We start from the raw sequence: 22,459 nt of genomic DNA on the forward strand, positions 1-22,459 counted from the left end.
CTGAGGACCTCCCGGGCTGGGAGGCGACGGCCGCGTTGAACGGACTGGAAACCGTGTTCTGGCGTCTCGACACAGACCCGGCTCTGCGATCGAACGCGATGCTGGTCTGGGTGCTGGACCGAACACCACGCTGGGACAGACTTCTCGCCTGCTTCGACCGGGCCACCCGCATGCTTCCCCGGCTGAGAGCGAGAGTAGTCGACGCGCCCTGGAAATGGGGTTGGGACGCCTGGCAGGAGGACCCGGCGTTCGACGTCCACCACCACCTGCAGCGCCTCCGGTTGCCTTCACCTGGCGGGCGCAGGGAGCTACTCGATCTGGCAGAACGGGTAGGCGCAGCTGCCCTTGACCCCGCCCGTCCGCCCTGGCAGGCCGTACTGGTGGAGGAGCTGGAGGAGGATCAGGCGGCTCTGGTGGTCAAGGTGCACCACTGCATCACCGACGGCGGAGGACTGCGCGAGGCCATGCTCGCCGTGCTTCCCACATCCCGCAGCGCGCCGCGGGAAGCCGCCCCGGCGCCCGTAGTACCGCTGCGGCGGCGGCCCGGTCCGGCGGAGACATGGATGCGGCAAGCTCAGGCTCTCCTGCACGGTTCGCGTTCGCTGTCCCGCCAGACGAGCACGGCCCTGGCACGTGTCGCTGCTGCGCTGGGGCGTGTGGGAGCACACCCTTCTCAGGCCCCCGACGCCCTCCGGGCAGGTTTGTGTGAGCTGCACCGCATCGAGGTGCCCTCCCCGTCACCGCTGCTGGCCGACCGCTCACTGGGCCGCCGCTACGAGTCGGTCGAGATGCCACTCGGGCAGTTCAAGGCAGCGGGGAAGAGCGTCGGCGCCTCAGTGACGTCCACGTACATCGCGGTCCTGCTCGCCACGTACGCCGACTACCACCGTCACCGCGGGATCAGCCAGGAAACCCTGTCGGTAGCCGTCCCGGTCGATCTCAGGCACAGTGGGGGGCACGTCGGCAACAACATGGTGGGGACGGCCTTCCTTTCCGTTCCTCTGACTGCTGCCAACCTCGGCGCCCGTATCCGCGAGGCACACCGGTTCCTGCAGGAGTCGCGCTCATCGAGCATGGTGCACGTCCTCCCGACGCTGGCGGAACTGCTGCCTTTCGTCCCGCCACCTCTACTCACCGCGGTCGTACGTCGGCTTGCCGCCGGTATCGACGTCGTGCCCAGCAGCATGCCCGGTGTCCTGCGGCCGGCCTACGTCGCCGGCGCTGAGATCGTCTCCTGCCTCGCTTTCGGGCCACGCGGCAACAGCGGCTGCATCTCCTCCCTCATGTCCCACAACGCAATGTGCTCTCTCAACGTCCACCTGGACCCGGCAGCGGTGACCGACCTGCCCGCCTTCGCAGAGCTGCTGCGCCGGAACGTCCAGGACGTCCTCCGTCTCGCCTCCGCCTGACCACATCACCGAAAGGAGAGCACCATGGAACGAGCTCTCGACATCGATATCCGTCCCAGCCGACACCGCGTGCTGGAACGCGTAGACGAACTGACCCGCTCCGATCACGGACTGCGCGACCGTCTCCAGGCGGTCAAGAGCTTCTCCGCGCGAGTCCGCAGCGCAGAGGTCTTCATCACGAACGCCTGCAACCTGCGGTGCAAGGGGTGCTGGTTCTTCGAGCACGACCTGGACAAAGCCGCCGAGGAGGTCCGCGACCCGGAGGAACTCCGGAGGTTCGCCCGGCAGCTGCGCTCCGATGGAACGACCAACGTCCTGCTCATCGGCGGAGAACCGGCACTGGTGCCGGACCGCATCGCCGTCTTCACCGAGACCTTCCCGTACGTGTCGGTGGTCAGCAACGGAACCAGGCCGGTGCCGTACAAAGGATTCGAGAACGTCCAGGTCTTCGTCTCTCTGTGGGGCGGCGGCCCGATCGACGACGAACTGCGCGGGCGCCGGCCCAACGGTCGACGAGTCACCGGCCTGTTCGACCTCGGGTTGAGGACCTACCAGCACGACCCGCGGGTGGTCTGGGTCTACACCGTGAGTGAGCCGGGCCTCCCCCACCTCGAACCGACCGTCCGTGCCATCCGGGACAACGGCAACCAGGTCGTGTTCGGTTTCTACAGCGACTATGGAACCGACGACCCCACGGGTTTGCAGGAGGGCGATCTCCTCATCAACGAAATGAACCGCGTATGGGAGGCATACCGGGAGACAGTCATCGGCCACCCTTACTACTTCGACGCCCTGGTCCGGGGCCGCAGCCACTGGGGGGCTTTCGGGTACGACACCTGCCCCAGCATCAGCGTCAGCCATGAGGCGCACGCCGAACGGCTCGCCAACGGCAATCCGGTGCTGCGGGGCTTCAACACCTACCGGGCCGACCACACCGTCCAGTTCTGCTGCACCTCGGGCAACTGCGGCGGCTGCCGGGACAGCCAGGCGATGTGGAGCTGGATGCTGGTCAACATGCACCGCTTCCTAGAGGACACGGAACAGCTGCGCACGTGGGTGGAGATGGCGGAGAACTTCTACCGCCAGTACTACTGGTCCCCCTACCGACTCACAGCGCACCGTACGCAGGCGGAGGCGGTGGCCGATGCCGAGTGAAACCCGACTGGCCCTCCTCACAGACCGGCTCCGCCTGTTCCAGGATCATCTGCGGGGCGACCCCGGGGCCCACATCCTGCGGCTGCGCCCTGGTGCCGACGGCTACGGGGCCTACTCGGCCATCCGCTCCCGGGGCCCGCTGGTTCGCAGCCGACGCGGTCTGCTCTTCACGGCCACGTGGTCGACGGCGAACGCCATCCTGCGCAGCGGCGACTTCGGAGCCGTCCCGACCATGGTCTCCGGCCAGAAGGGCGGTCGGATGGACGAGGACTTCGTCCACCCGCTCGACGAGGCGTTCTTCTCCCTCGACCCGCCGCGGCACACCCGGCTGCGCGCCGCCGTCACACCCTGGTTCTCACCGGACCGGCTGAAGAAACTCATCGAACACATGGAGGAGGATGTCGACGACTGCTTGCGGCCCCTCGCCGGCCAGGACGGCGTCGACCTCGTCGGCACACTCGCCGAGCCCGTGCCCATCACCACCGTCTGCCGTCTGCTGGGGGTGCCGAGACAGGACGTGCCTCTTTTCACCCGATGGGGCAGGGACGTCGCGGCCACCCTCGACGGGCCGAGAAGTCCCAGGGACTTCCGCCGCACTCGCCGGGTCTACACGGAGATGACGCGGTACTTCCGTCGGCACGCCTGGGCGGAGCGGGACAACGCCGAAGGGCTCATGACCGGCCTGGCCGCGCATTGTCCCACCCGGCTGAGCGAGCGAGACGTCATCGCCACCTGCGGCATGATGCTGCTAGCCGGATTCGTCACCACCGTCAACCTCATCGGCAACGCCCTGTGCGCCCTCCTGCTGGACCCTCACCAGAAGGAACGCTCCGCCGGGGACTGGTCGGCCATCGTGGAGGAGACCCTGCGTCACTCCTCACCCGTGCAGTACGTGGTACGCCGAGCGCGTCGCACCACTGACGTGCAGGGACACAGGGTGACCGCGGGAACGCCGGTGGTCGTCCTCCTCGCCGGCGCCAACAGGGACCCCTCCGTCTTCGAACACCCCGACGAGTTCAACGTCCACCGACCGGGGGCAGGCCGACACCTCACCTTCGGAGCCGGTATCCACTACTGCCTCGGCGTGTCCCTCGCCCGCGCCGAAGCCCGGACGGTACTGAGCCGCTTCTTCGAGTACTACCCCGAAGCGACACTTGCAGGGGCCATCACGCCCCGACCGTCACGCGTCCTGCACGGCCCCGCCCGACTGCCAGTCCGTCTCACCGCCCGCTCCTGAGGGCACCGCCGTCCGTCGTGCTCCGAAGTGCATCGCTCGGCGACGTCGGCGCCCCGGCCGGCATCGCCCGGTCATGCGGCCGGCGGTGTGATGGTCGTGCTGGCTGGCAGGAAGGTGTCTCCGGCGGTCGCGGTGACCTCGGCCGTCGCTCGCCGGTCGGGCGTCGTGCCGCAGGGGACGGTGAGGGTGGCGGTGCCGTCGGGGCCGGTCAGCGCTGTGTGGGCGCCGATGCGGACGGTGGCTCCCTGGACGGGCCGTTCGTCCCCGTGGATGTCGGCGGTCACCCGGGCGGTGACCGTCAGGTGGCCCGGGGCCGGGCGCGCTGTCGCCGTCAGGGCGAGCTGCGACGGCCGTGGCATGCTGTCGGGGCAGGCGCCGACCGTGGGCAGTCCACTGGCGTGTTTGCCGAGCCACGTAGAGGAGACCGTGCCGCTCTTCTCCACGCCCGGGTCTCCGTTCCGTGGCGTGGGCAGGATCTGCCGGTACCGCAGCGTGGCCTTGAGATGACCGGCCTTGTCACCCCGCGCGTCGGTCGCGGTCAGGTCGTCGTCGATCGCCACCGCGGTGGTCACGCTGCCGGTGACGCTCTGTGTGCCGTTGAGGAAGTAGACGCCGTCGTCGCTGTAGTCGTGGTAGCGCACCGAAAAAGTACCGCCGGTGATGTCTCCGCCGATGCTGATCACGGCGGTGCCGGAGCTGTGGCCGTTGACGACGTGCTTTCCGGGCATGTCGTAGCTGGACCGGTACGCCTGGGGTGTGGGCGCCCAGGGTCCGACGGCCGTGGTCACGGTGGGCACCGGTTCGGTGGCCGGGCGGCTGATACGGGCGATGAGCAGCTTGCTGGGAGCGGTTCCCTTCTGCAGTACGTAGCTGTTGGCATCGGCGGCCGGAGGAATCAGGGACCGTCCCTGCAGCAGGACCCGGGTCGAGTCCGGGCTCCAGACCTGTTGGCCCGAGAGGTTGTTGGCGGGAATGTCTGTGCCACCGCCGTAGGGATTGAGCGGCTGGCCCACCAGGCGCCCGTTCCTGTCCCCTCGGGCTGGCAGCAGCCACGGGCTCAGATCGCAGGCGAAGCCGGGGCGGCTGGAGACGTAGTAGATCGCCACGATGGCCTGGGACAGGTTGATGAACGGCCTGGGCAGCGGCATCAGGCCCAGTGCTGTCATACGATTCTGCGTGCGCCACGACGCCGTCAGCAGGGAATTGTTGTCGGGGGAGAGAGCTCCGTCCTCGTTCCAGTCCGGGTACCCGGTCAGCCGCGTCACCCGGCCGGTGCGCAGGTCGATCTTCTGCTGCTGCGGAATGCCTCCCGGCTGGGCGGCCAGCACGATGACTGATCGCCCGCCGTCCGCGAACGACTTGAGCTCCTGGAGCGATCCGCCGTTCGCCCACCCGTCGGGGTCGGTATCGGTCGGGTCGGTGGGGCCGGGAGGATTGATCACGCGCGGTTCGCTCAGGCGGTAACCCGACGGGCCGCGCACCAGGGCTCCGACGATCATCACCAGCCCGTCCGGGCGCGTGATCGAGTATCCCAGGTGCACCCCGTCGGGTGCCAGATGATAGGTGCGCCGCCCCAGATTGGTCTGGCCGGGAGTGACGTCGGCGGTCAGGTCGACCGGCAGCCACTGGTGGCTGCGGCAGTCGAGCAGGCTGGGGGCGCACTCGAGCACCTGCACCCTGTCACCCAGCTCGTTGGCCAGGAACATGCGGTCGTCACCGGGGAACACGTAGGCGAACCCACCGATGATGCCGGGATGGTCGGGCATGGAGCAGGTCAGGCAGCGCACGTTCGATCCGTCCCTGTCCGCGATCCACTCCCGGCCGCCGTTGTAGTCCTGGAACAGGATGTGCCGACCGTCCGGGAACCATGTGGGCCCCCACGGCATCACCCCGTCGGGCACCGCCACGGCGTCGCGCTGCACCGCGTAGAAGGGCGGCACCCCCGCCACCGGAACGGCGTCGTCCGCGACCACCGTGTCCGGGACGGAGGCAACGCACAAGAGCACCATCGTGAGAAGTAGCACCGTTGGAAGTCGTGAGCGGCTCCGGCGGCGCGTGTAAGCCCGGCTCCCCGGCCCGATCGACAATTCCATGCCCGCCTCCTTGGTGGACGCCGCTGAGCCCCGACGGAGACCGCCCGCGTCAATACCGGTGCCTGGCTCTCGGTGTAGCGCACAACGGACGCCGTGTCACTCCCCAGTGCCCGCTTTCTTTTTTCACTCCTGGAAGAGATCCGCTTGGCGGTGTTCGCAAGTGCCCGGCGGTAATGACGGTGAACTCACAAGTCCGTGCCAGGTAGGGGTGGTGAGACGTCGAGTCTGGAGGGTCGGTCATGGTTGGGTGGCGGGAACCCGACCGGATCATGCCACCGTCGCCTTCCACGGATTCAGGACCGCGTTCGTGGTCGACGCAGAGGGATGGACCTCCGTGCCCGATTCTGCATACGCGGCACCCCAACATGCTAGCCCAACAGTCCCAAGGCCGTTCTCGGAGTACCTGCCCGCCAGTTGAGGCATCGCCCGCTCGGCGCCGGACGGGCGCGGCCGTGTCCTCGTCAAGATCACTCCTCAAATTGACAGTTCCCGGGCGGGAAGCGGTGGTGTCGCGCGGCTGCCTCGGGCATACATGAAGGAGCGGCTTTCCGGCGAACTTCGGTGTCGTGATCCGACAGGGTTCGGAGGCGTCCGCAGAGCAACTCATGGAAGGGAAGAGTTTCATGTAGTGCTGTGGGAAAGTCAGGGGCGTGGCGCCGTGACGCTCTTGCCGGACGTATCTCCGCTGACCACGCTAGAGGATCCCAGCACCTAACGACGGCTGTTCTGGGCGACCGAACGTCTTGGCCGATCCCCCCTGCGCGATTTCGGTTTTCGTGGACCGGAAGCCGAGGAGCAGATGGGGCGCAGTCGACCTGAGAACGCTGCAGCATCGTCGGCGAACACCCGAGCGGGCGGGGTCACACGGGAGGAACCACCGCATAGTGATATTGCAAACGCATGATATCCACTGCAGTCCCGAGAAGGCGGAGCCCGTCGCTATCGTGGGCATGTCTGCCCTCTATCCCACGGCGCGGAGCCTCGAGGACTACTGGAGCCTCATCAGTGCGAGCTCACCGCCACGTTCGGACAGAAGCTGCGATCCCCGGGACGACCCGTCATGGGACCCCGGTTGGGCGGCCGGGATCGGTCTCGACGATCTCGACATCGACCCCGCGCGCTTCGGGATCCCGCCCGCCCAGGCCAGGTCCATGGCCCGTCTGCAGATCCTCATGCTGGAAGCGGCGGGGCGGTGCGTGGAGGACGCCACCGGTGGCACAGAACGGGCGTTGCCCGGCGAACGGACCGACGTCGTCGTCGGCGCCTGCCTCGGGACCGACCGCCATTACGCCAACGCGCTCCGGATTGAGGGCGTCCGCTACATCGACGGACTGGTGCGGGGGTGCGCCCCGAGCGGACAGGAACTCGTCGAGCCGATAGTGGTGGAGGCGCGGCAGTCGCTGCTGCGGAGCTTCGGGGGATCGGCCTACGACCGGGTGGGCGAGATGGTCAGCACCATCCCGGCCCGTATCGCGACGGCCTTCGGGCTCCATGGGCGTGCCGTTGTGTGTGAGGCCGCCGACGCCACGTCGTTCCTCGCGCTGGCGCATGCCCTCGCCTGTCTGAGGGGCGGCGGTGCGGACGCCGCCCTGGTGGTGACCGGGCAGGTCCGGGAGAGCGGGTTGCTGGCGCACGCGCTGCGGACGAAAGGGCTCCTCGAACCGTGCTCCGACCCCCTCTCGACGCGTGGGTGCTGCACGACCCTGGGCGAGGGCGTCGGCGCGCTGCTGCTGAAACGCCTGTCCAGCGCCGTGCAGGCCGGGGACCGGGTCTACGCCACGATCCGCAGCTGCGCCGTACGGCAGGACGCGCGCCCGGGGCCTTTCCGCCGAACGACGTCGGCGAAGCTCTGGGAGGACACCCTCCGCGCGGCGTATCGGGCCGCGGCCGTCCCCGCCGGCTCCGTCCGGTATCTGGAAAGCGTCGGCTCCGGCGCGGCGTACGAGACGAAGGCCGAGACGGCCGGGGCCGCCGAAGTGCTCGGACGCGGAGCGGGCGGCGCCGTGGCGGTCGGAAGCGTGCGGGACCGGCTCGGACACACTCTGGCCAACGCCGGTCTGGCGAGTGTCTCCAAGGTGGCGCTGTCCCTGTACCACCGTACGATTCCTCCCTCCCTGGACGATGAACGCGCGCCAGGAACCGGCCCTTTCGGGGCCGCATTCCGCATTCCCCGCCACGCGGAGGGCTGGGGCCCGGACTCCTGCGGCGTTCCGCGCCGCGCAGCCGTCAACGGCGCCTCCGTAACTGGCGTGCTGTGTCACCTGGTGATGGAGGAGCACCCCCGGAACGCCACAGGTCCGATCCCTCTTCCTCCTGCTCCGGCCCAGCCAAGGCGGCGGGCGAGCGGTGCGGAGCCGATCGCGGTCCTCGCGCACGGCGGGTATTTCGCGGGTGCTCCGGACGCCGACGCATTCTGGCGCGCGACCCTTTCCGGCCGTGACGGAATGCAGTCCGCTCCCGAGGCCCTGCTGAATAGGAGATTGTACTACTCGGCCGGAGAGCTCAGTCTTCTGCAAACCTACTCGGACCAGGTCGCCCCAGTGGAGGTCCCCGTCACGCCGCCTCACGGCCTGGGCATCGACCCCCGCCGGTACGCGGAGCTGGACGGGGCGCAGCGCACCGTCCTGGCTGTTGCAAACGAAGTGTTTTCCCGTTACGACGCTTCCGCACTCAAAGGCCCGGGACTGGTCGCCATGGGCAGTAACCTCAGCCTGCTGCGGGAGCGCCAGGCCAACAGTGCGTTGGCGGTGGAAGATCTGGAGTCGGCCGTCGCCGCACTCGCCCTTCCCCAGGGACTTTCCCAGGACGAGGAGAAGGCGCTGCGGGAGAAGGCGCGCACTGACTTCGCCGGGCTGAGCGGTTTGTGGTCCCCGACGCTGATCGACAGCTGTCTGGCGAGCGGCAGTGCGGCGCTCGTGGCGAACGAGTACGGCTTGAACGCGGTCCCCGTGGCGGTCGAAGCGGCCTGTGCCTCCTCACTGGCCGCGCTGGATGTTGCGATCGGCGCCCTGCGTGGCGGCACCGTCGACTACGCGGTGGCCGGTGGGGTCGAGCTGCCGTGCAACGTCCTCGATCTCGTTCTGTGCTCCTCCTTGCGGCTGCTGTCGCACGACCGGATCAGGCCTTTTGACGCGGCCGCCGACGGGTTCACACCAGGGGATGGTTGTGCGCTGTTCCTCCTCAAGCGGTACGTGGATGCGCGCCGTGCGGGCGATCCGATCCTGGGCGTGATCAGGGGCGTCGGGGCTTCCAGCGACGCCCGGTCCCTGATCGCGCCGGATGTCGAGGGCCAGGCCAAGGCCATGCGGCGGGCGTTCGAGCAGGTCGACTTCGCCCCAGAGACGATCGACTACCTGGAGGCTCACGGGACCGGGACCAAGGTAGGCGATCGCGCCGAGATCGCGGCGGTGTCCCAGGTCTACGCCCCCTTAAGGCGACGCCCGTTGTCGATCGGCTCCGCTAAATCCTTCTTCGGACACACCTTCGCCGCAGCTGGTGGAGCCGGGTTACTGCGCGTCCTGCAGGCCCTGCGCGCCGGAACACTGCCGCCGAACACCGGCTTGCGGGTCGTCAATCCAGCGCTCGACCTCGCCGCGATTCCGGCCGTCGTCTCAACCGAGTCGTTACCGTGGCCCGCCGTGCCCGAACGACCGCGACGCGCTGCGGTGAGCTCTTTCGGCACCGGAGGCATCAACTACCACCTACTCATCGATGAACACCGGGATGACTCCTGATGAATTTCGAATTCGACGCACAGACGGACCAGATGTGCGCGACGATCGCGGATTTCGCGCGGAACAGGTTGGCGGGACCCGATGCCTTCGAGCCTGATGGATTCCGGCGGCGCTGGCGCCTGGTGGGCGAACAGGGAGCCCTGGGAACCGTGGTTCCCAGCGCATACGGTGGACTTGGCCAGGGAGCCGTCACCGCGGCGGCGATCATGGAGGCGCTCGGATACGGCTGCATGGACACGGGATTCGTCTTCTCGTTGGGGGCGCATGTGTTCGCCTGCCTCACGCCGATCGTCGAATTTGGCACCGAGGAGCAGAAACAGCGATGGCTCCCCCTGCTGTGCTCCGGCAAGCGCATAGCAGCTCACTGCATCACCGAACCGGAGGCCGGCTCGGACGCCCTGAGCATGCGAACGCGCGCCGAACGCCGTGGGGATGCCTACGTGCTCAACGGGGACAAGTCCTTCACGACCAACTCGCCCGTGGCCGACGTCTTCATCGTACAGACGGCGACCCGTCCCGGCGGTGGCTGCTTCGGACTGACCTCGTTCGTCGTCGAGGCCGGCACACCAGGGCTCACAGTGGGCAAGCGCTACGAGAAGGTGGGGCTGGATGGTTCGCCCACGGCGGACGTGCATTTTGACGACTGCACGGTACCGGCAAGTCAGATGCTCGGTCCGGAGGGAGGCGGGTTCGGGGTCTTCAGGACCTCGATGGCCTGGGAACGCACGTGCCTGTTCGCCCTGTACCTCGGTACCATGCGGCGAGTTCTGGAGACATCCATCGCCTACGCCAACGAGCGACAGCAGTTCGGTACCGCGATCGGTGGTTTCCAGGCGGTGAGCCACCGGATCGTCGACATGGCTGTTCGGTTGGAGACGGCGCGCCTGATGCTCTACCGGGCCGCATGGGGCCTGGACCGGGGCAGCACGGATGAGGTCGCGCCGGCCCTGGCCAAGCTCGCAGTCAGCGAGGCGGCAGTGCAGGCGGGGTTGGACGCTGTGCAGATCCAAGGCGGACTCGGCGTCCTCCACGGCCAAGCGGAGACCGCGCTCCGAGACGCGCTTCCGGCCCGGATCTTCTCCGGCACCAACGAGATCCAGAAGAACAACATCGCGCGCGCCCTGGGACTCGGGGGAAGGTCCCCCCGCAGCCGCGCCTGATCAGCGAGGGGAAAGTGGAAATAATCGTCCACCGCATCAGACTTCGAGGAGGCTCCGATTCGGATGAATTCGAGGAGTGGGTGAGGGAAACCGATTACGAAGCCTGCCAGCACCTGCCCGGCGTTATCTCCTTCAGCGTGCAGAGGATGGCAGAAAGCGCCGATGAAGGATCCGGTGTGCACTACTTCGAGGTTATCGCGGTAACCAGCAGGTCGGACTTCAGCCGGGACATGGAAACCGAGACGTTCCGCCGCCTGGCCGACGATTTCGACGTCATGGCCGAAGTGGTCGAAGAGTGGGCCGGAGAGCGGATCGAACCCGGGTATACAGCCGACCGTGTCGTCTGCGGCAAGCAAACGATCCAGAGGAAGCAATGACCATCGAAAAACATCTGATCTCCTACGTCGCCGACACCTGGCTGGAAGGAGATCCAGACGGGCTCGACGAGAAGACCCCGCTTATCGAACTCAACATCATCGACTCATCGGGAATGTTCGAACTGGTGCACCACCTACAGGACGAATACCGGATCACTGTACCTCTCCGCGAGGTGTCACCGGACAACTTCCAGAACGTCAAAGCGATCGCCGCCCTGGTCGTACGCCTGCAACAAAAGGGAAAGGACCAGTTATGACAGAGATTTCTAAGGCTTGGGAGGACATGCCTCACCTGCGTCGACAAGTTATTGACATCATCGCCTCCATCACACTCTACGACAGGTCCCGGATCACGCCGGAGAGCACGCTGGAAGGCGACCTCGGCATCGACTCGCTCATGCGGGAGGAGATCCTCGTCTCCGTCAAGGAGCGGCTGAACCTAATGTCGGACCTGCCGTCGGCCCTGGCGACCGTTCAGGAGCTGCTCGACGCAGCGGTGGACGCCGCACCACGGTCACCGGACACCGTGCCGTACACGCCGGATACCCCGCCTGACCGTGCCGTGGACCGCCACGCCCCAGCCGCCGCCGGGCTGCCCCGGTGGGAGGCGGCCGCCGACGGCCGGGACGGCCTCTCCATGAAGGACTTCCGGGAGAAGCGGGACTCCGACCTGTTCGCCAAGGCCCGCGACTTCGCCGTGCACCTGCGCAAGCGGCAAGAGGAGCAGCTCTACTGGTACGGCATGCCCGCCCACTCGCGCTCCGGCAGTCGCACCGTCATCTTCGACGAAACCACGGGCCGCAAACGCGAGTTTCTCATGTTCGCCTCGAACAACTACCTCGGCCTGGCCACCCACCCCAAGGTACTCGACGCCGTCTGCGACGCCACCCGCACCTACGGGTCCACTCACACCGGCTCGCGCATCATCGGAGGAACCAACCGTCTCCACAAAGAATTGGAGGCACGTCTCGCGGCCTTCAAACAGCGCCCTGCCTGCATCGTGTACCCCGGCGGGTACTCAGCCAACCTCGGAGCCATATCCGCGCTGGCGAAGCCCTATGACGCAGTCGTCGTCGACAAGCTGAACCACATGAGCATCGTCGACGGCTGCAAACTGTCCGGGGCCGCCCGTCGGATCTACCAGCACAACGACATGGCCGACCTGGAACGTGTGCTGGAGCGATGCGCTCAGGAGGCAGCGGGCAAGCTCATCGTGGTGGACGGCGTGTTCAGCATGCACGGCGACATCTGCGACCTGCCCCGGATCGTGCCCCTCGCCCGGAAGTACGGGGCCAGAATCCTGCTTGACGACGCCCATGCCACGGGCGTGCTGGGGAGCCGCGGCGCGGGAACGGCGGAGCACTTCGGGCTGAAGGGGCAAGTCGACCTTGAACTGGGCACGATGAGCAAGGCGCTGGCGGGCATGGGCGGATTCGTCGTCGGCGAGGAGGACGTGATCGAGTACCTGCGCTTCTACTCGAACTCCTATGTCTTCGCGGCGAACATCCCCGCCGGGGTCGCAGCCGGCCTCATCGCCTCCCTCGATGTCATCGAGTCGGAGCCGGGGCGCGTCGAGCGGCTGTGGCTGAACATCCACGCTCTGCGCTCCATGCTCGCGGAGGCGGGCTTCGACCTGGAGAATACCGAGAGCGCCATCCTCCCCATCGTCATAGGCGATGAGCGCAGGACCATGGCGATGGGCCGTGCCGTGCGCGCCCGCGGCCTGTTCTGCCAAACGGTCGTCTTCCCCGGCGTTCCGCTCGGTGACGCCAGGTTGCGCATCAGCGTGACGTCGGAGCACACGCCCGAGGACTTGGCCGAAGCAGTCGGCGTCTTCACGGAGGCTGGCCGCGAGACCGGCGTTCTGCCTCCTGCGGGCTGAGGGGAGCTCGAGATGGAGCCGAGAAGCGAGAACACTGCCCTGTCCCCTCTGATCCGTCCTCTGCGTACCCTGCCCGCCGGCCAAGCTTCGCAGCCGGCTCTGGTGGGCGCGCGCGCCGTCTCGTACGGGGAACTCGCCGAGAGGGTTTGCGCACTGGCCTGCCGTTTGCGCGATCTGGGCGCCCGCCGGGGCACTCGCATCGCGATCTGGATGGACAAGCAGCCCGCATACGCCGAGGGAATTCTCGCCGCCCTGCACGCCAGTTGTGTGTACGTCCCCCTGGACGGTCGACAGCCGCAAGCACGAATCAGGACCATCCTAGCGGACGCTGAACCACTGGTGCTGCTCACTGACCGCCGTCATCTGGCGATCCTGTCCGAGCAGACTCTGCCCTCTTCCGTGGAGGCCGTGGTCATCACAGACTCGGACCAGGCCAGTGTGTCCACCCTCGGAGCGGCCCGGGTTCACGTCTGGGGAACCCTTGACGCACCTGCTTCCGACCGGTGGGCGGCCTTGTCAGAGCCGGAATCCCCCGACATCGCCGCGCTGCTGTACACCTCCGGGTCGACCGGTGTCCCCAAGGGTGTCCGAATCTCCCACCAGAACCTGGCCAGCTTCGTCGCCTGGGCACGAGAGGAGTTCGATGTCGGCGTTAGTGATGTCTTCGCCAACCATGCCTCCTTCTCCTTCGACCTCAGCACCTTTGACCTGTTCGTCGCGCTGTCGGTCGGCGCGGCCGTCTGGATCATCGGCGATGAGGAGGCACGAGACGTCGCGGCCCTGGCCGCCGGCCTACGGGAGCATCACGTCACCGTCTGGTACTCGGTGCCCTCGATCCTGCACCTCCTGACAGCTTCGGGCGCCCTCACCTCGGCGACCACCGCCAGCCTGCGTTACGTCCTCTTCGCCGGGGAACTCTTCCCCCCGCAGCAGCTACGCGCGCTCACGGAGCGACTCCCCAGTCACACGGCGCTGTACAACCTGTACGGGCCGACCGAGACCAATGTGTGCGCCCATCATCGGGTCCGGCCCGAGGACCTGGCGCGTGATGTCCCTGTGCCCATCGGCGGACCGATCAGCGGCGTCCGGCTGTCGGTCGTCGACGAGGAGGGTCGGGAGGTCGAGGGTCCAGATGCCTTCGGGGAGCTGATCGTCGAAGGCGATTGCGTTACCCCTGGCTACTGGGGCGGGGACTCTGAACCGGCCGCCGTACTGCACCGCCAGGGCCGCCACGCCACCGGAGACGTCGTCGCCCGCGAGAACGGGTTACTCGTCTACCGGGGGCGCAGGGATCGGATGGTCAAGCTCGCCGGGTATCGGGTCGAACTCGGTGAAGTCGAGCACACCGCCCTCCGGCACGCCGCCCTGGCTGAGGCGGCCGTCGTCGTGGAGGGAGAGGGCACCACCGCCCGGCTCGTCCTCTTCTACACCCTGCGCGCCGGTGCCCGGAAACCGAACCTACTGGAGATCAAACGGCACTGCGCACGGCATCTGCCCGCGTACATGCTGCCCGAAGCAGCCACGTGCCTGGCGGCCCTGCCCCGCAACGCCAACGGGAAGACCGACTACCAGCAGCTGGGCGACATGGGCATCGAAGCGCGCGGCGTGCAGAGGTGGCCGTGAGATGAGGGAAGGCGAACGAACCGAAGACCCCGCAGCGGTTGTGGCCCGGAGCCTGTCCCTGCGCCGTGCCTGCCCCCCGCAAACGGTCATCGCAGGGCGGCTCGCCCTGACTTCGGTGTCCCTCACCTGGCTGCGGGCACTCGGCCCCTACGCGTTCGACGCCCTGTGCGCACGTCATCCAGGAACGGTCAGGTCCGCCCGCTTTGGCGGTCCGCGCGCGTCCGCGCGCCGACTGGAATGGATCGCGGGACGTCTCGCGCTCGAGCTCGCTGTCCAAGCCTGGCATGCCAGGAACGCCCGCCGGCACGTGGGCGTGCGGGATATCCGGGTTGACACGGCCTGCGGCGGGCTGCGGAGCGGAAAGCCCTTCGTCAACCTGCCGGTGGGCATCGGCCTTTCGCACTCCGGGGACTTCGCCGTGGCCGCCTGCGGCCCCGGTGCCATCGGCGTGGACCTTGAGCGGAAGCGCCCCATGGGCCCGTATCTTGCCTCTCTCCTCACCTTCGAGGGCGGCGTGCAGGGAGGGGTTCCGGGCCACCGCCTGTGGTCCATGCCGTTGCCCCTGCGCTGGGCATGCAAAGAGGCCGTCCTCAAGTACTTCGGTTTCGGCCTCCGGTTCGACACGCGCGAGGTACGGCTCACCGACTGGCGGCCCGACCACCGCTTCACCTGGACTCCCGGTCCACTACTGGCGGCCTACACACCCCGGCTTGGAAATGAGGTGGAGAGCTGGGTCTACGGCGACCTGGACGGCTACTGTCTGGCGCTGGTGTGGCGTCGGGAGTACGAGTGGTGACGCACGTACTGGGATGGGCTCGTGGTGTCGTGACGGGTGGGCGGATGGTCTTCCGTCCGGGGTATTCACCGGGCAAGGAGTTCCCCCGGATCGTGGACGCCTGAAGACTGGGACATGAGGTTGCGGCGGGCCTGAGCGCGAACCTGGAGCAGCGAGATCAGGCGGCATCTGGCGGACATCAGTGGCAGCGGGCCGGGTAGCAGAACTCACGGCTGGACGACGTAGCGGAGGTTCGGGCGCTGCGGGAAGCACGCCGGGGTGGTGGCGCACTCGAGACCTGGGCAGGTCGCGCCACCACCACCCGTCACCACTACGGTGGGCAGTACAGCCGCACGGCCGGTTCTTACCGCTTAGTCCGTGTCGAACACACTGGCCGTGCCCACCTCAGCGCATAAGAAGTCCTCGATTGGGACAGCATCAGCTGCCATGCGACGCAGCCGTCCAGTCTGCGGCAGCGCGACCCGCTCCACCAGACCCTCTTTCTGCGGCTTGCCGACCGTCCGCCGGGTCTACTCGATCCGCACATCCGGTGCCGGTGACGAGTGCGGTGGTTCGGTGGTGGCCATCCGGTGCTGCGTCAACACCGCCAACGCAATACGTTGCCTACATCCCTCACCTCGGCTGCTCCGCGTCCGTGCAGATGGGCAGCGAGGCCGCGGTGGCGCCCGCCGTCCTGGCGGAGCGCGGCCAGGGCCGTGAACTTCCTTTTCGCGCTGGGTGCGCCCGGGGCCGCCACCCTGGGAGCCGCACCGTCCCCGGGCCAGCCCCGGACACCTGGAGTCGTCCAGTGCCCACTGTCTCCCAGCAGGTGGCCCAGATAGCTTGACGGGCTCCTGGTCGAAGGAGTGGGTGCGCCCCAGCGTGACGGCACCTCCCGGGTACCGGTGCTCTTCGGGCTGCTGCTCACCGCTGGGGCGCACCAGCGGTCGACGACGGCCACCGGCGCTCCGGTGTGCTGCGTGAACCGGGTCTGGTCAGCCGGGAGGCTGACGGAGTGTGCGGCGTCGCCGTGCCAACGGATGTCACGCTCCGCCGTCCGGGCGGACCGCGGGGTGCCGCGCGAGGGAACGCCGGTACCGGGTGCCCTACGCGGGGCCCTTTTCGGCGACAATGCTGTGAACCGACGCTTCCTGCCGGAGTAGGGCGACCGCGAGGTCCGTGGCCATGCGTCGGATCGCCTCCAGGGGCGGGCTCGCCTCCTCGGGGAAGTGGACATCGATGTTGCTCTTCAGCTCCAGCACCCACCGGGCGGCGTCTTCCGGGCAGGGGAGCACTCGCTCGTCCCGGACCCGGAATCCACTGTCCCGCATAACGTCGGTGATGTAGCGCAGCGACTTGCGGTGTCCCAGCGCCAGGTGGTCCGCGTCCGCGGGCGGACGCGGCTCGCGGGCCAGGAACTCCTCGCTGTACAGCGTCTCGGAGACGACGAGCAGGGATCCGGGCCGCATGCGCCGAGCCATCGCCTCAGTCGCGGTCTCGTACACCTGTGGGGGAAGGTGTGTGATGACTCCCCGGGCGACCACCAGGTCGTACGGCTGTTCCGGGTCGGGCAGCTCGGCGATATCGGCGGCGTCGCACAGATACAGGTGGACGCGGCCCGGTCGGAGTACGTCGCGCACGAGGTCTGCGCAGTGAGCCAGTTGCTCGGCGCTGATGTTCACGCCGTCCAGGCGCGGGCAGTCGGGGAAGACCTGCGCGAGGTGCCTCAGCGTCGCTCCCCATCCGCACCCCACGTCCAGGATGCGCCGCGGGGTGGTGTGTCCGGGTCCCATACCCGTGGCGAGGGTGAGTTGACGTTCCAGGTGCCTGAGCCCTGCCTCATCGAGGGAGACAGGGCGAGGCGCGTCCGGGTGGCCGAAGACGCCCCACTGGAAGTGCAGTTGCTCGCCGAGGACCTTCTGCCAGTCGCCAGCGGAGTCCTCGTAGGCCCGGACCACGTGGTCACGGAACGGATCGCTGTGGTGGCTCGGCAGTACCTCGTACGTCGGTTCGTCAATGCCGTTCAACGCTGCTTCCTTTCGGTTAGCGGTGTCGGAGCCCCGGCACCGTCACGTCACATCACGTCACGGGATCAGACCGTGTCAGCCGCCGTCGTCTTCCAGACGTCCAGCAGCGCGTCCGCAATGCGATGGGCGTGGAAGAGCGCTTCCTGGGGGTCGTCGCCGCGGTCGAGGCCTTCCTGGGCGACGGCCAGGGCGAGTTCCTCCAGGGCGTCATCGCCGGGGTCGTCGTAGTAGTCGAGGAACTCCCGCGGCACCGGGGCTTCCGTCTCCCGCAGGCGTCGTGCGACGGCGCTGGCGCCGGAGTAGTAAACCTGCATGTCGGTGTGGGTGGCCAGGGCTGCCGCGGTCTGGCTCCCGGATGTGGCGATCCAGGACATGGCGCCATGGAAGGAGTAGGGGCCGCCGTCCGCCGGCCGGCCCACCAGGTCGGTCTCGGCCATTCCGAGGGCCCGGGCCACCTCTCGCAGCTTGGGAGTGGCCTCGTGGACGATGCGTGCCAGGGTGATCCAGAGTCCGGCCGCGGGCCGGTGCGGGAACCGGGCCAGCAACGTGCCGTAGGCCACGAGTTCTACCGCGTGTGCCCGGTACTCGACCGCGACCAGGCGGCGCAGCGGTTCCAGGACGCCGGCGCCCGTGACCGGTGCCAGGGTGAGCGGACTGCCGGGGGCTTCGCCGGTGAGACGCTGCCGGACGTCGTCGGCCAGGGCCTTGGCGTCGATATGGCTTCGGGCGGTCATGTGGGTTCCCTTCGGTTGGGGTCGGCGACGGGTGACCGTCGTCGGTGCGGGTGCTGAACGGCTCAGGCGAGGGGCCACCGGTGGCCTCCGGTGGCCTCCGGTGGCGGGAGGTACCCGCTCTCCTGGAGGCGGCCGAGGTAGAGGTCGATCAGCCGGGCGTCGACCGGCGGGCAGGTCAGGCCGGCGTCCGCCGCCACACGGTCGGCGTTGCTGCGGCTGAGGCGGGGGAACACGCTCGTGAAGTACGTTTGCTCGACGGAGAGGTCCGGGCCGGTCGCGGGCTCGACGAACAGGGGGAGGTACGGCGTCATCGGGTGCCGGGGGTCCGCATCCGCTGCCCGGACGATTCCGGCCACCCATTCCTGGTATCCGACCGTGCGCACCCGGTAGGACATGGCACGCAGACGGTCGACGAGGAGGGGCAGGCGTGCCTCGTCGGGATTGGTGATGTGGTAGACGCGGCCGTCGGGCTTCTCGTGGGTGATCACCCGGGTGATCACGTCGGACGTGTGGTCCACGGGAACGAAGTCGAGCGGCAACGGCACGTCGGGGGCTACGCCGGCCTGCGCTATCGTGCGGAACAGCGCGCACATCAGGGTGTCGGTGTTCCACACACCCCGGTCACCGGTGCCCGTGACCTCGCCGGGGCGGTGGATGGACGCGGGAAGCCCTTGACGCGCGGCTTCCGCCACCAGCTTCTCAGCGACCCATTTGGTCTGCATGTACCCGCCCGGGAGGAGGTCGGGACGGGCGAGCGGCGTGTGCTCCGTCGCGTGCCGGACGCCTGTGAGGCCGAGGCTGGCGAGCACACCGACGGTGGAGATGTGGTGTACGGGTTTGAGCCGGTGCGCAGTGGCCAATTCGATGATGGTGCGCGTGCCGCCGACGTTGGCCGGAGCCAGTGCTTCGTAGGGGTAGGCGAAGTTGACCTGTGCGCCGCAGTGCACGATGAGGTCACTGTCCCGCGCCAGCCGCTCCCAGGTGGTGCTGTCGAGTCCGAACCGTTCGGCGGACAGGTCGCCCGGAACCACCGTGACCCGGCCGTCCAGGTGTTGCGGGTCCAGGTCGTAGCGTCGCATTCGGGCAGCCATGCGCGCGACGCCGTGTGATTCGTCCCGTGTGCGAAGGAGGCAGTGGAGGCGTTCCGCGCCGGCCCGCAGGAGCCGATCGACAAGGTGGACACCGAGGAATCCGGTGCCACCGGAGACGAACACCCGTCCCGGCCGACCGTGTCCGGGCAGCGGTCCGGCGACCGGTATCGCCCGGTGGAGTCGCGCCTCGGCGTGGAAGTCCGGCTTCGCGTGTGACGCCCGCGCCGTCCCTTGCCTGGCGAGTCGCCGCGCTCGCGCTGTGAAGGCCCCGAGGGTCGGATTGCTCAGCAACTCGCGGACGAGGGTGCTGCCGTTTCCCGGGTCGATGCCGAAGTGGCGGCGGGTGGCTGTGGCGACGTGCGTCGCCATCAACGAGGTGCCGCCCAGAGCGAAGAAGTCGTCCTCCCGCCTTAGGGTCTCCGTGCCCAGGGCCTCGCTCCAGATCCGCTCGACGGCCCTCTCGTCCGCGTCTTCCGGCGCTCCGCCCTCGCGTCGACCGGCTGCCGGCCGGGTGATCCGGGCCAAGAGGCGGGCGTGATCTGCCTTGCCGCTCGTCGTCAAGGGCAGGTCCGGGACGCAGACGAGCCTGCTGGGCACCATGTGGGCCGGCAGCCGGTCCCGAACGTGGTCGTACAGGCGTGCGGCCAGAGTGTTGGAATCAACACCCAGGACGCTGACCACGGCCGCACCGAGGTGCTGCCCGGGCCCTTCGCCCAGTACATCGACGGCGGCCTCCCGGACATCCGGATGGGCGGACAGCACGGCCTCGACCTCGTCCAGTTCGATCCGGAAGCCCCGCAGTTTCACCTGCCTGTCCCTACGCCCCAGGAATTCCAGCACGCCGTCGTCCCGAAGGCGCACGATGTCACCCGTACGGTAGAGGCGGCCCTGTGGATCGGCACCGAAGCGGTCGGGGACGAAGCGCTCCTCGGTCCGTTCAGGGTCGTTGAGGTAGCCGATCGCCACGCCGTCCCCGCCCGCCCACAGTTCCCCCGCCTCCCCGGCCTCGGCCAGGCTGCCGTCGCGCCGGACCACGTGGACGGTGGTGGCGGGCACCGGACTGCCGATGGGGACCAGTTCCGCGCGGTCGGGTAGGTCGCGGACCGTGTACGACGTGGTGATGACGCCGTTCTCCGTCGGCCCGTAGCCATTGACCAAGGTGGCCGGCGCGCCATGACTCAGTACGGCGCGGACGGCAGCGGGGCTGACCGAGTCGCCGCCCACCATCAGACATCGCAGTCCGGAGAACATGCCGGGCGCGGACCGTGCGTGCACGTGGAACACTCCGGCGGCCAGCCACAGGGTGGTGATGCGGTGGCGGCGCAGGGACTGCGCCAGGGCCTCGGGATCGAGCAGGACGTCGGGTTCCGGAAGAACCAGGCAGGCACCGTTGAGCAAGGTGCAGAAGATCTCGTAGTAGGAGACGTCAAACGTCGGGTTAGTCGTGGCGAGCAGGCGGTCGCCGGGCCCGGGAACCGCGGGGTGGTCGGCGGTCACAAAGCGGACCAGGCCCCGATGGTGGCACAGCACGCCCTTGGGGGCACCGGTCGAACCGGAGGTGTAGACGAGGTACGCGGCGTCCGTCGCCACCCGCCCTGCGGGCCTGCGCGGTTCCCGACGCGGTGTCCGCGCTCCTGCCAGCTCGCGGGTCGTAACACGGCCTAGCGGGAGGGGCAGGGGGACGGCTGCGCCGGGCAGGGTCACCAGACACTTGGCCGCCGCATCCCGGATCATCACGGCGAGCCGCCTGCCGGGGGTGCAGGGGTCGAGGGGGAGGTGGACGGCACCTGCTTCCAGGACGGCGAGTGCGGCCACCACCGACTGCGGGGAGCGGTCCAAGAGCACGGCGACGATGTCACCGTCGCTCACGCCGCGGGCCTGCAGCTGTGCGGCGGCGTGGTGCACCCTGTCGCGCAGTTCCCGGAACGTCCAGCGGCCGCCGCTCCACACCAGTGCCTCGCTGTCCGGGGACTGCCGTGCCTGCCGGGCGAACAGGTCAGGGAGCAGGGCGTCGCGGGGATAGCCGGTACGGGTGTCCCCGCACGCGCGGGCGTGCCCGGGAGCGCGACCGTTCGGCGTGGGCGCTGTCGATGGCATGATCGGACCTTTCGTGAGTCGGCTGGCCGGCAGGAGCGGGACCGGCCGCGGTCAGCCGGTGAGCAGGACCTTTCCGTCGCGTCCGGGCCGCGCCGTGCGTTCGAGCGCGGACCGGAAGTCGGCGAGGTCGTGGCGCTCCGCGATCTCCAGGCCGGGCAGGCCACGTACGACGGCCTCCTGGACCTCCCGGGTGAGGGCGCACAGCTCCTGTCCGTCCAGGCGCTCCATACGGGCCGGAAGCCAGAAGCCGCATACGCTCACCTGCCGGAAGACCAGGTCGTCAGGGCGCATCGAGAGGGGGCGACCGGACAGCATGCCGTAGGAGACGAAACGTCCGGTGGGACGGAGGCAGCGCAGTGCCGCGTCGCCGAGAGACCCGCCCACTGCGTCCAGCACCGCGCCAACTTGACTGTGCTCCACGGTGTCGCGCACCGCCTCGGTGAGGGCGTCGGCGGAGCTGACCGTCAGGGGCCATGTGCCCGGGCGCGTCAGCGCGCGTGCTTGTTCGCGGTGCCTGACCACGGGCAGGCACCGGACACCGCGCTCGCTCGCCAGGTGGATCACCATGCGGCTCACGGCGGAGGCACCCGCGGTAAGGAGCAGCGTGTCGCCCGGATCGAGGACGAGGTCACGCACGAGCAGGTGGGCCGTAAACGGGTTCACGGTGAGCTGGCAGGCCGCCTCGGTGGAGACGCCGTGCGCAACCGGGATCACCGAGGTGCCGGGGACGCAGACGTATTCCTGCCACGTCCCCGTGGCGGAGACCGCCACCCGGGTGCCTGGCGCAGGACCCTTCGTTCCGGGGCCCAGGGCGTCCACAGTACCTGCCCCCTCGAACCCGGCGACAGCCCAGCCACTCCCCCGGGCGCCACCGTCCGGCCGCGGGGTGAAACGTGCCTCGCGACCGTAGGATCCTTGGACGAACAGGAGGTCCGAGGGGTTGATCGGACGGGCGGACAGCCGTACCCGTACCTGACCCGGGCCCGGTTCGGGCCGGGGAAGGTCCGTGAGGCGGAGTACACGGGAAGGGTCGCCGTATCCCTGGAAGGCCAAGGCCCGCACACG

The 22,459-nt window shown here is 68.6% G+C and carries 15 protein-coding genes; 10 read left to right on the forward strand and 5 right to left on the reverse strand.

The window, feature by feature from the left end; translation table 11 throughout:
- The first annotated feature begins 35 nt into the window (after positions 1 to 35).
- Genes V1J52_RS11875 through V1J52_RS11885 form a run of 3 tightly spaced genes read left to right on the forward strand, consistent with a single transcriptional unit; the run spans position 36 to position 3,801 of the window.
- Positions 36 to 1,409, forward strand: coding sequence for a wax ester/triacylglycerol synthase domain-containing protein (locus V1J52_RS11875; protein ID WP_330139679.1), 1,374 nt, complete (start codon positions 36 to 38; stop codon positions 1,407 to 1,409).
- 24 nt (positions 1,410 to 1,433) lie between these two features.
- Positions 1,434 to 2,564 carry a radical SAM protein gene (locus V1J52_RS11880; RefSeq protein WP_330139680.1) on the forward strand — a complete coding sequence of 377 codons (1,131 nt, stop codon included), beginning with the start codon at positions 1,434 to 1,436 and terminating at the stop codon, positions 2,562 to 2,564.
- Entirely contained in the window at positions 2,554 to 3,801 is a 1,248-nt protein-coding gene (locus V1J52_RS11885) for a cytochrome P450 (RefSeq protein WP_330139681.1), read from the forward strand. The genes V1J52_RS11880 and V1J52_RS11885 overlap by 11 nt, the downstream gene beginning before the upstream one ends.
- A gap of 71 nt (positions 3,802 to 3,872) precedes the next feature.
- Here the strand turns inward: V1J52_RS11885 and V1J52_RS11890 are convergent, their stop codons facing one another.
- Entirely contained in the window at positions 3,873 to 5,894 is a 2,022-nt protein-coding gene (locus V1J52_RS11890) for a TolB-like translocation protein (RefSeq protein ID WP_330139682.1), read from the reverse strand.
- Between the two features lie 884 nt (positions 5,895 to 6,778).
- Here V1J52_RS11890 and V1J52_RS11895 point away from each other — a divergent pair.
- The 7 genes from V1J52_RS11895 to V1J52_RS11925 are packed head-to-tail and all read left to right on the forward strand — an operon-like array spanning position 6,779 to position 15,466.
- On the forward strand, positions 6,779 to 9,628 hold the full coding sequence (locus tag V1J52_RS11895) for a beta-ketoacyl [acyl carrier protein] synthase domain-containing protein (RefSeq protein WP_330139683.1): 2,850 nt from the start codon (positions 6,779 to 6,781) through the stop codon (positions 9,626 to 9,628).
- Positions 9,628 to 10,788: an L-prolyl-[peptidyl-carrier protein] dehydrogenase gene (redW, locus tag V1J52_RS11900; RefSeq protein ID WP_330139684.1), complete on the forward strand. Its 1,161-nt coding sequence runs from the start codon at positions 9,628 to 9,630 to the stop codon at positions 10,786 to 10,788. Before V1J52_RS11895 ends, redW begins: the two co-directional genes overlap by 1 nt.
- Positions 10,789 to 10,802: 14 nt before the next feature.
- Positions 10,803 to 11,165: a RedY/HapK family protein gene (locus V1J52_RS11905; RefSeq protein WP_330139685.1), complete on the forward strand. Its 363-nt coding sequence runs from the start codon at positions 10,803 to 10,805 to the stop codon at positions 11,163 to 11,165.
- Positions 11,162 to 11,422, forward strand: a complete 261-nt coding sequence (locus V1J52_RS11910; protein WP_330139686.1) for an acyl carrier protein — start codon at positions 11,162 to 11,164, stop codon at positions 11,420 to 11,422. Before V1J52_RS11905 ends, V1J52_RS11910 begins: the two co-directional genes overlap by 4 nt.
- Entirely contained in the window at positions 11,419 to 13,047 is a 1,629-nt protein-coding gene (locus V1J52_RS11915) for an aminotransferase class I/II-fold pyridoxal phosphate-dependent enzyme (RefSeq protein ID WP_330139687.1), read from the forward strand. The genes V1J52_RS11910 and V1J52_RS11915 overlap by 4 nt, the downstream gene beginning before the upstream one ends.
- A 12-nt stretch (positions 13,048 to 13,059) precedes the next feature.
- Positions 13,060 to 14,670: an amino acid adenylation domain-containing protein gene (locus V1J52_RS11920; protein WP_330139688.1), complete on the forward strand. Its 1,611-nt coding sequence runs from the start codon at positions 13,060 to 13,062 to the stop codon at positions 14,668 to 14,670.
- Position 14,671: 1 nt separating this feature from the next.
- Entirely contained in the window at positions 14,672 to 15,466 is a 795-nt protein-coding gene (locus V1J52_RS11925; protein ID WP_330139689.1) for a 4'-phosphopantetheinyl transferase family protein, read from the forward strand.
- A 1,085-nt stretch (positions 15,467 to 16,551) separates the two neighbouring features.
- Here the strand turns inward: V1J52_RS11925 and V1J52_RS11930 are convergent.
- The 4 genes from V1J52_RS11930 to V1J52_RS11945 form a co-directional block, all read right to left on the reverse strand.
- Complete coding sequence (locus V1J52_RS11930) at positions 16,552 to 17,472, reverse strand: SAM-dependent methyltransferase (RefSeq protein ID WP_330139690.1); 921 nt, start codon at positions 17,470 to 17,472, stop codon at positions 16,552 to 16,554.
- Between the two features lie 65 nt (positions 17,473 to 17,537).
- Complete coding sequence (locus tag V1J52_RS11935; RefSeq protein ID WP_330139691.1) at positions 17,538 to 18,206, reverse strand: hypothetical protein; 669 nt, start codon at positions 18,204 to 18,206, stop codon at positions 17,538 to 17,540.
- 62 nt (positions 18,207 to 18,268) lie between these two features.
- Positions 18,269 to 21,394: an amino acid adenylation domain-containing protein gene (locus V1J52_RS11940; protein WP_330139692.1), complete on the reverse strand. Its 3,126-nt coding sequence runs from the start codon at positions 21,392 to 21,394 to the stop codon at positions 18,269 to 18,271.
- 51 nt (positions 21,395 to 21,445) lie between these two features.
- Positions 21,446 to 22,456 carry a zinc-dependent alcohol dehydrogenase family protein gene (locus tag V1J52_RS11945; RefSeq protein ID WP_330139693.1) on the reverse strand — a complete coding sequence of 337 codons (1,011 nt, stop codon included), beginning with the start codon at positions 22,454 to 22,456 and terminating at the stop codon, positions 21,446 to 21,448.
- Positions 22,457 to 22,459 lie beyond the last annotated feature (3 nt).

Origin of the sequence: Streptomyces solitudinis (assembly GCF_036323765.1) — a bacterium.
In the GTDB taxonomy this organism is placed as follows: domain Bacteria; phylum Actinomycetota; class Actinomycetes; order Streptomycetales; family Streptomycetaceae; genus Streptomyces.

Bases quoted from the DNA above. Each gene is read 5' to 3' on its own strand.
- V1J52_RS11880 (WP_330139680.1), top strand. From the start codon at position 1,434: ATGGAACGAGCTCTCGACATCGATATCCGTCCCAGCCGACACCGCGTG.
- V1J52_RS11885 (WP_330139681.1), top strand. From the start codon at position 2,554: ATGCCGAGTGAAACCCGACTGGCCCTCCTCACAGACCGGCTCCGCCTG.
- V1J52_RS11890 (WP_330139682.1), bottom strand. From the start codon at position 5,894: ATGGAATTGTCGATCGGGCCGGGGAGCCGGGCTTACACGCGCCGCCGG.
- redW (WP_330139684.1), top strand. From the start codon at position 9,628: ATGAATTTCGAATTCGACGCACAGACGGACCAGATGTGCGCGACGATC.
- V1J52_RS11910 (WP_330139686.1), top strand. From the start codon at position 11,162: ATGACCATCGAAAAACATCTGATCTCCTACGTCGCCGACACCTGGCTG.
- V1J52_RS11915 (WP_330139687.1), top strand. From the start codon at position 11,419: ATGACAGAGATTTCTAAGGCTTGGGAGGACATGCCTCACCTGCGTCGA.
- V1J52_RS11920 (WP_330139688.1), top strand. From the start codon at position 13,060: ATGGAGCCGAGAAGCGAGAACACTGCCCTGTCCCCTCTGATCCGTCCT.
- V1J52_RS11925 (WP_330139689.1), top strand. From the start codon at position 14,672: ATGAGGGAAGGCGAACGAACCGAAGACCCCGCAGCGGTTGTGGCCCGG.
- V1J52_RS11935 (WP_330139691.1), bottom strand. From the start codon at position 18,206: ATGACCGCCCGAAGCCATATCGACGCCAAGGCCCTGGCCGACGACGTC.
- V1J52_RS11940 (WP_330139692.1), bottom strand. From the start codon at position 21,394: ATGCCATCGACAGCGCCCACGCCGAACGGTCGCGCTCCCGGGCACGCC.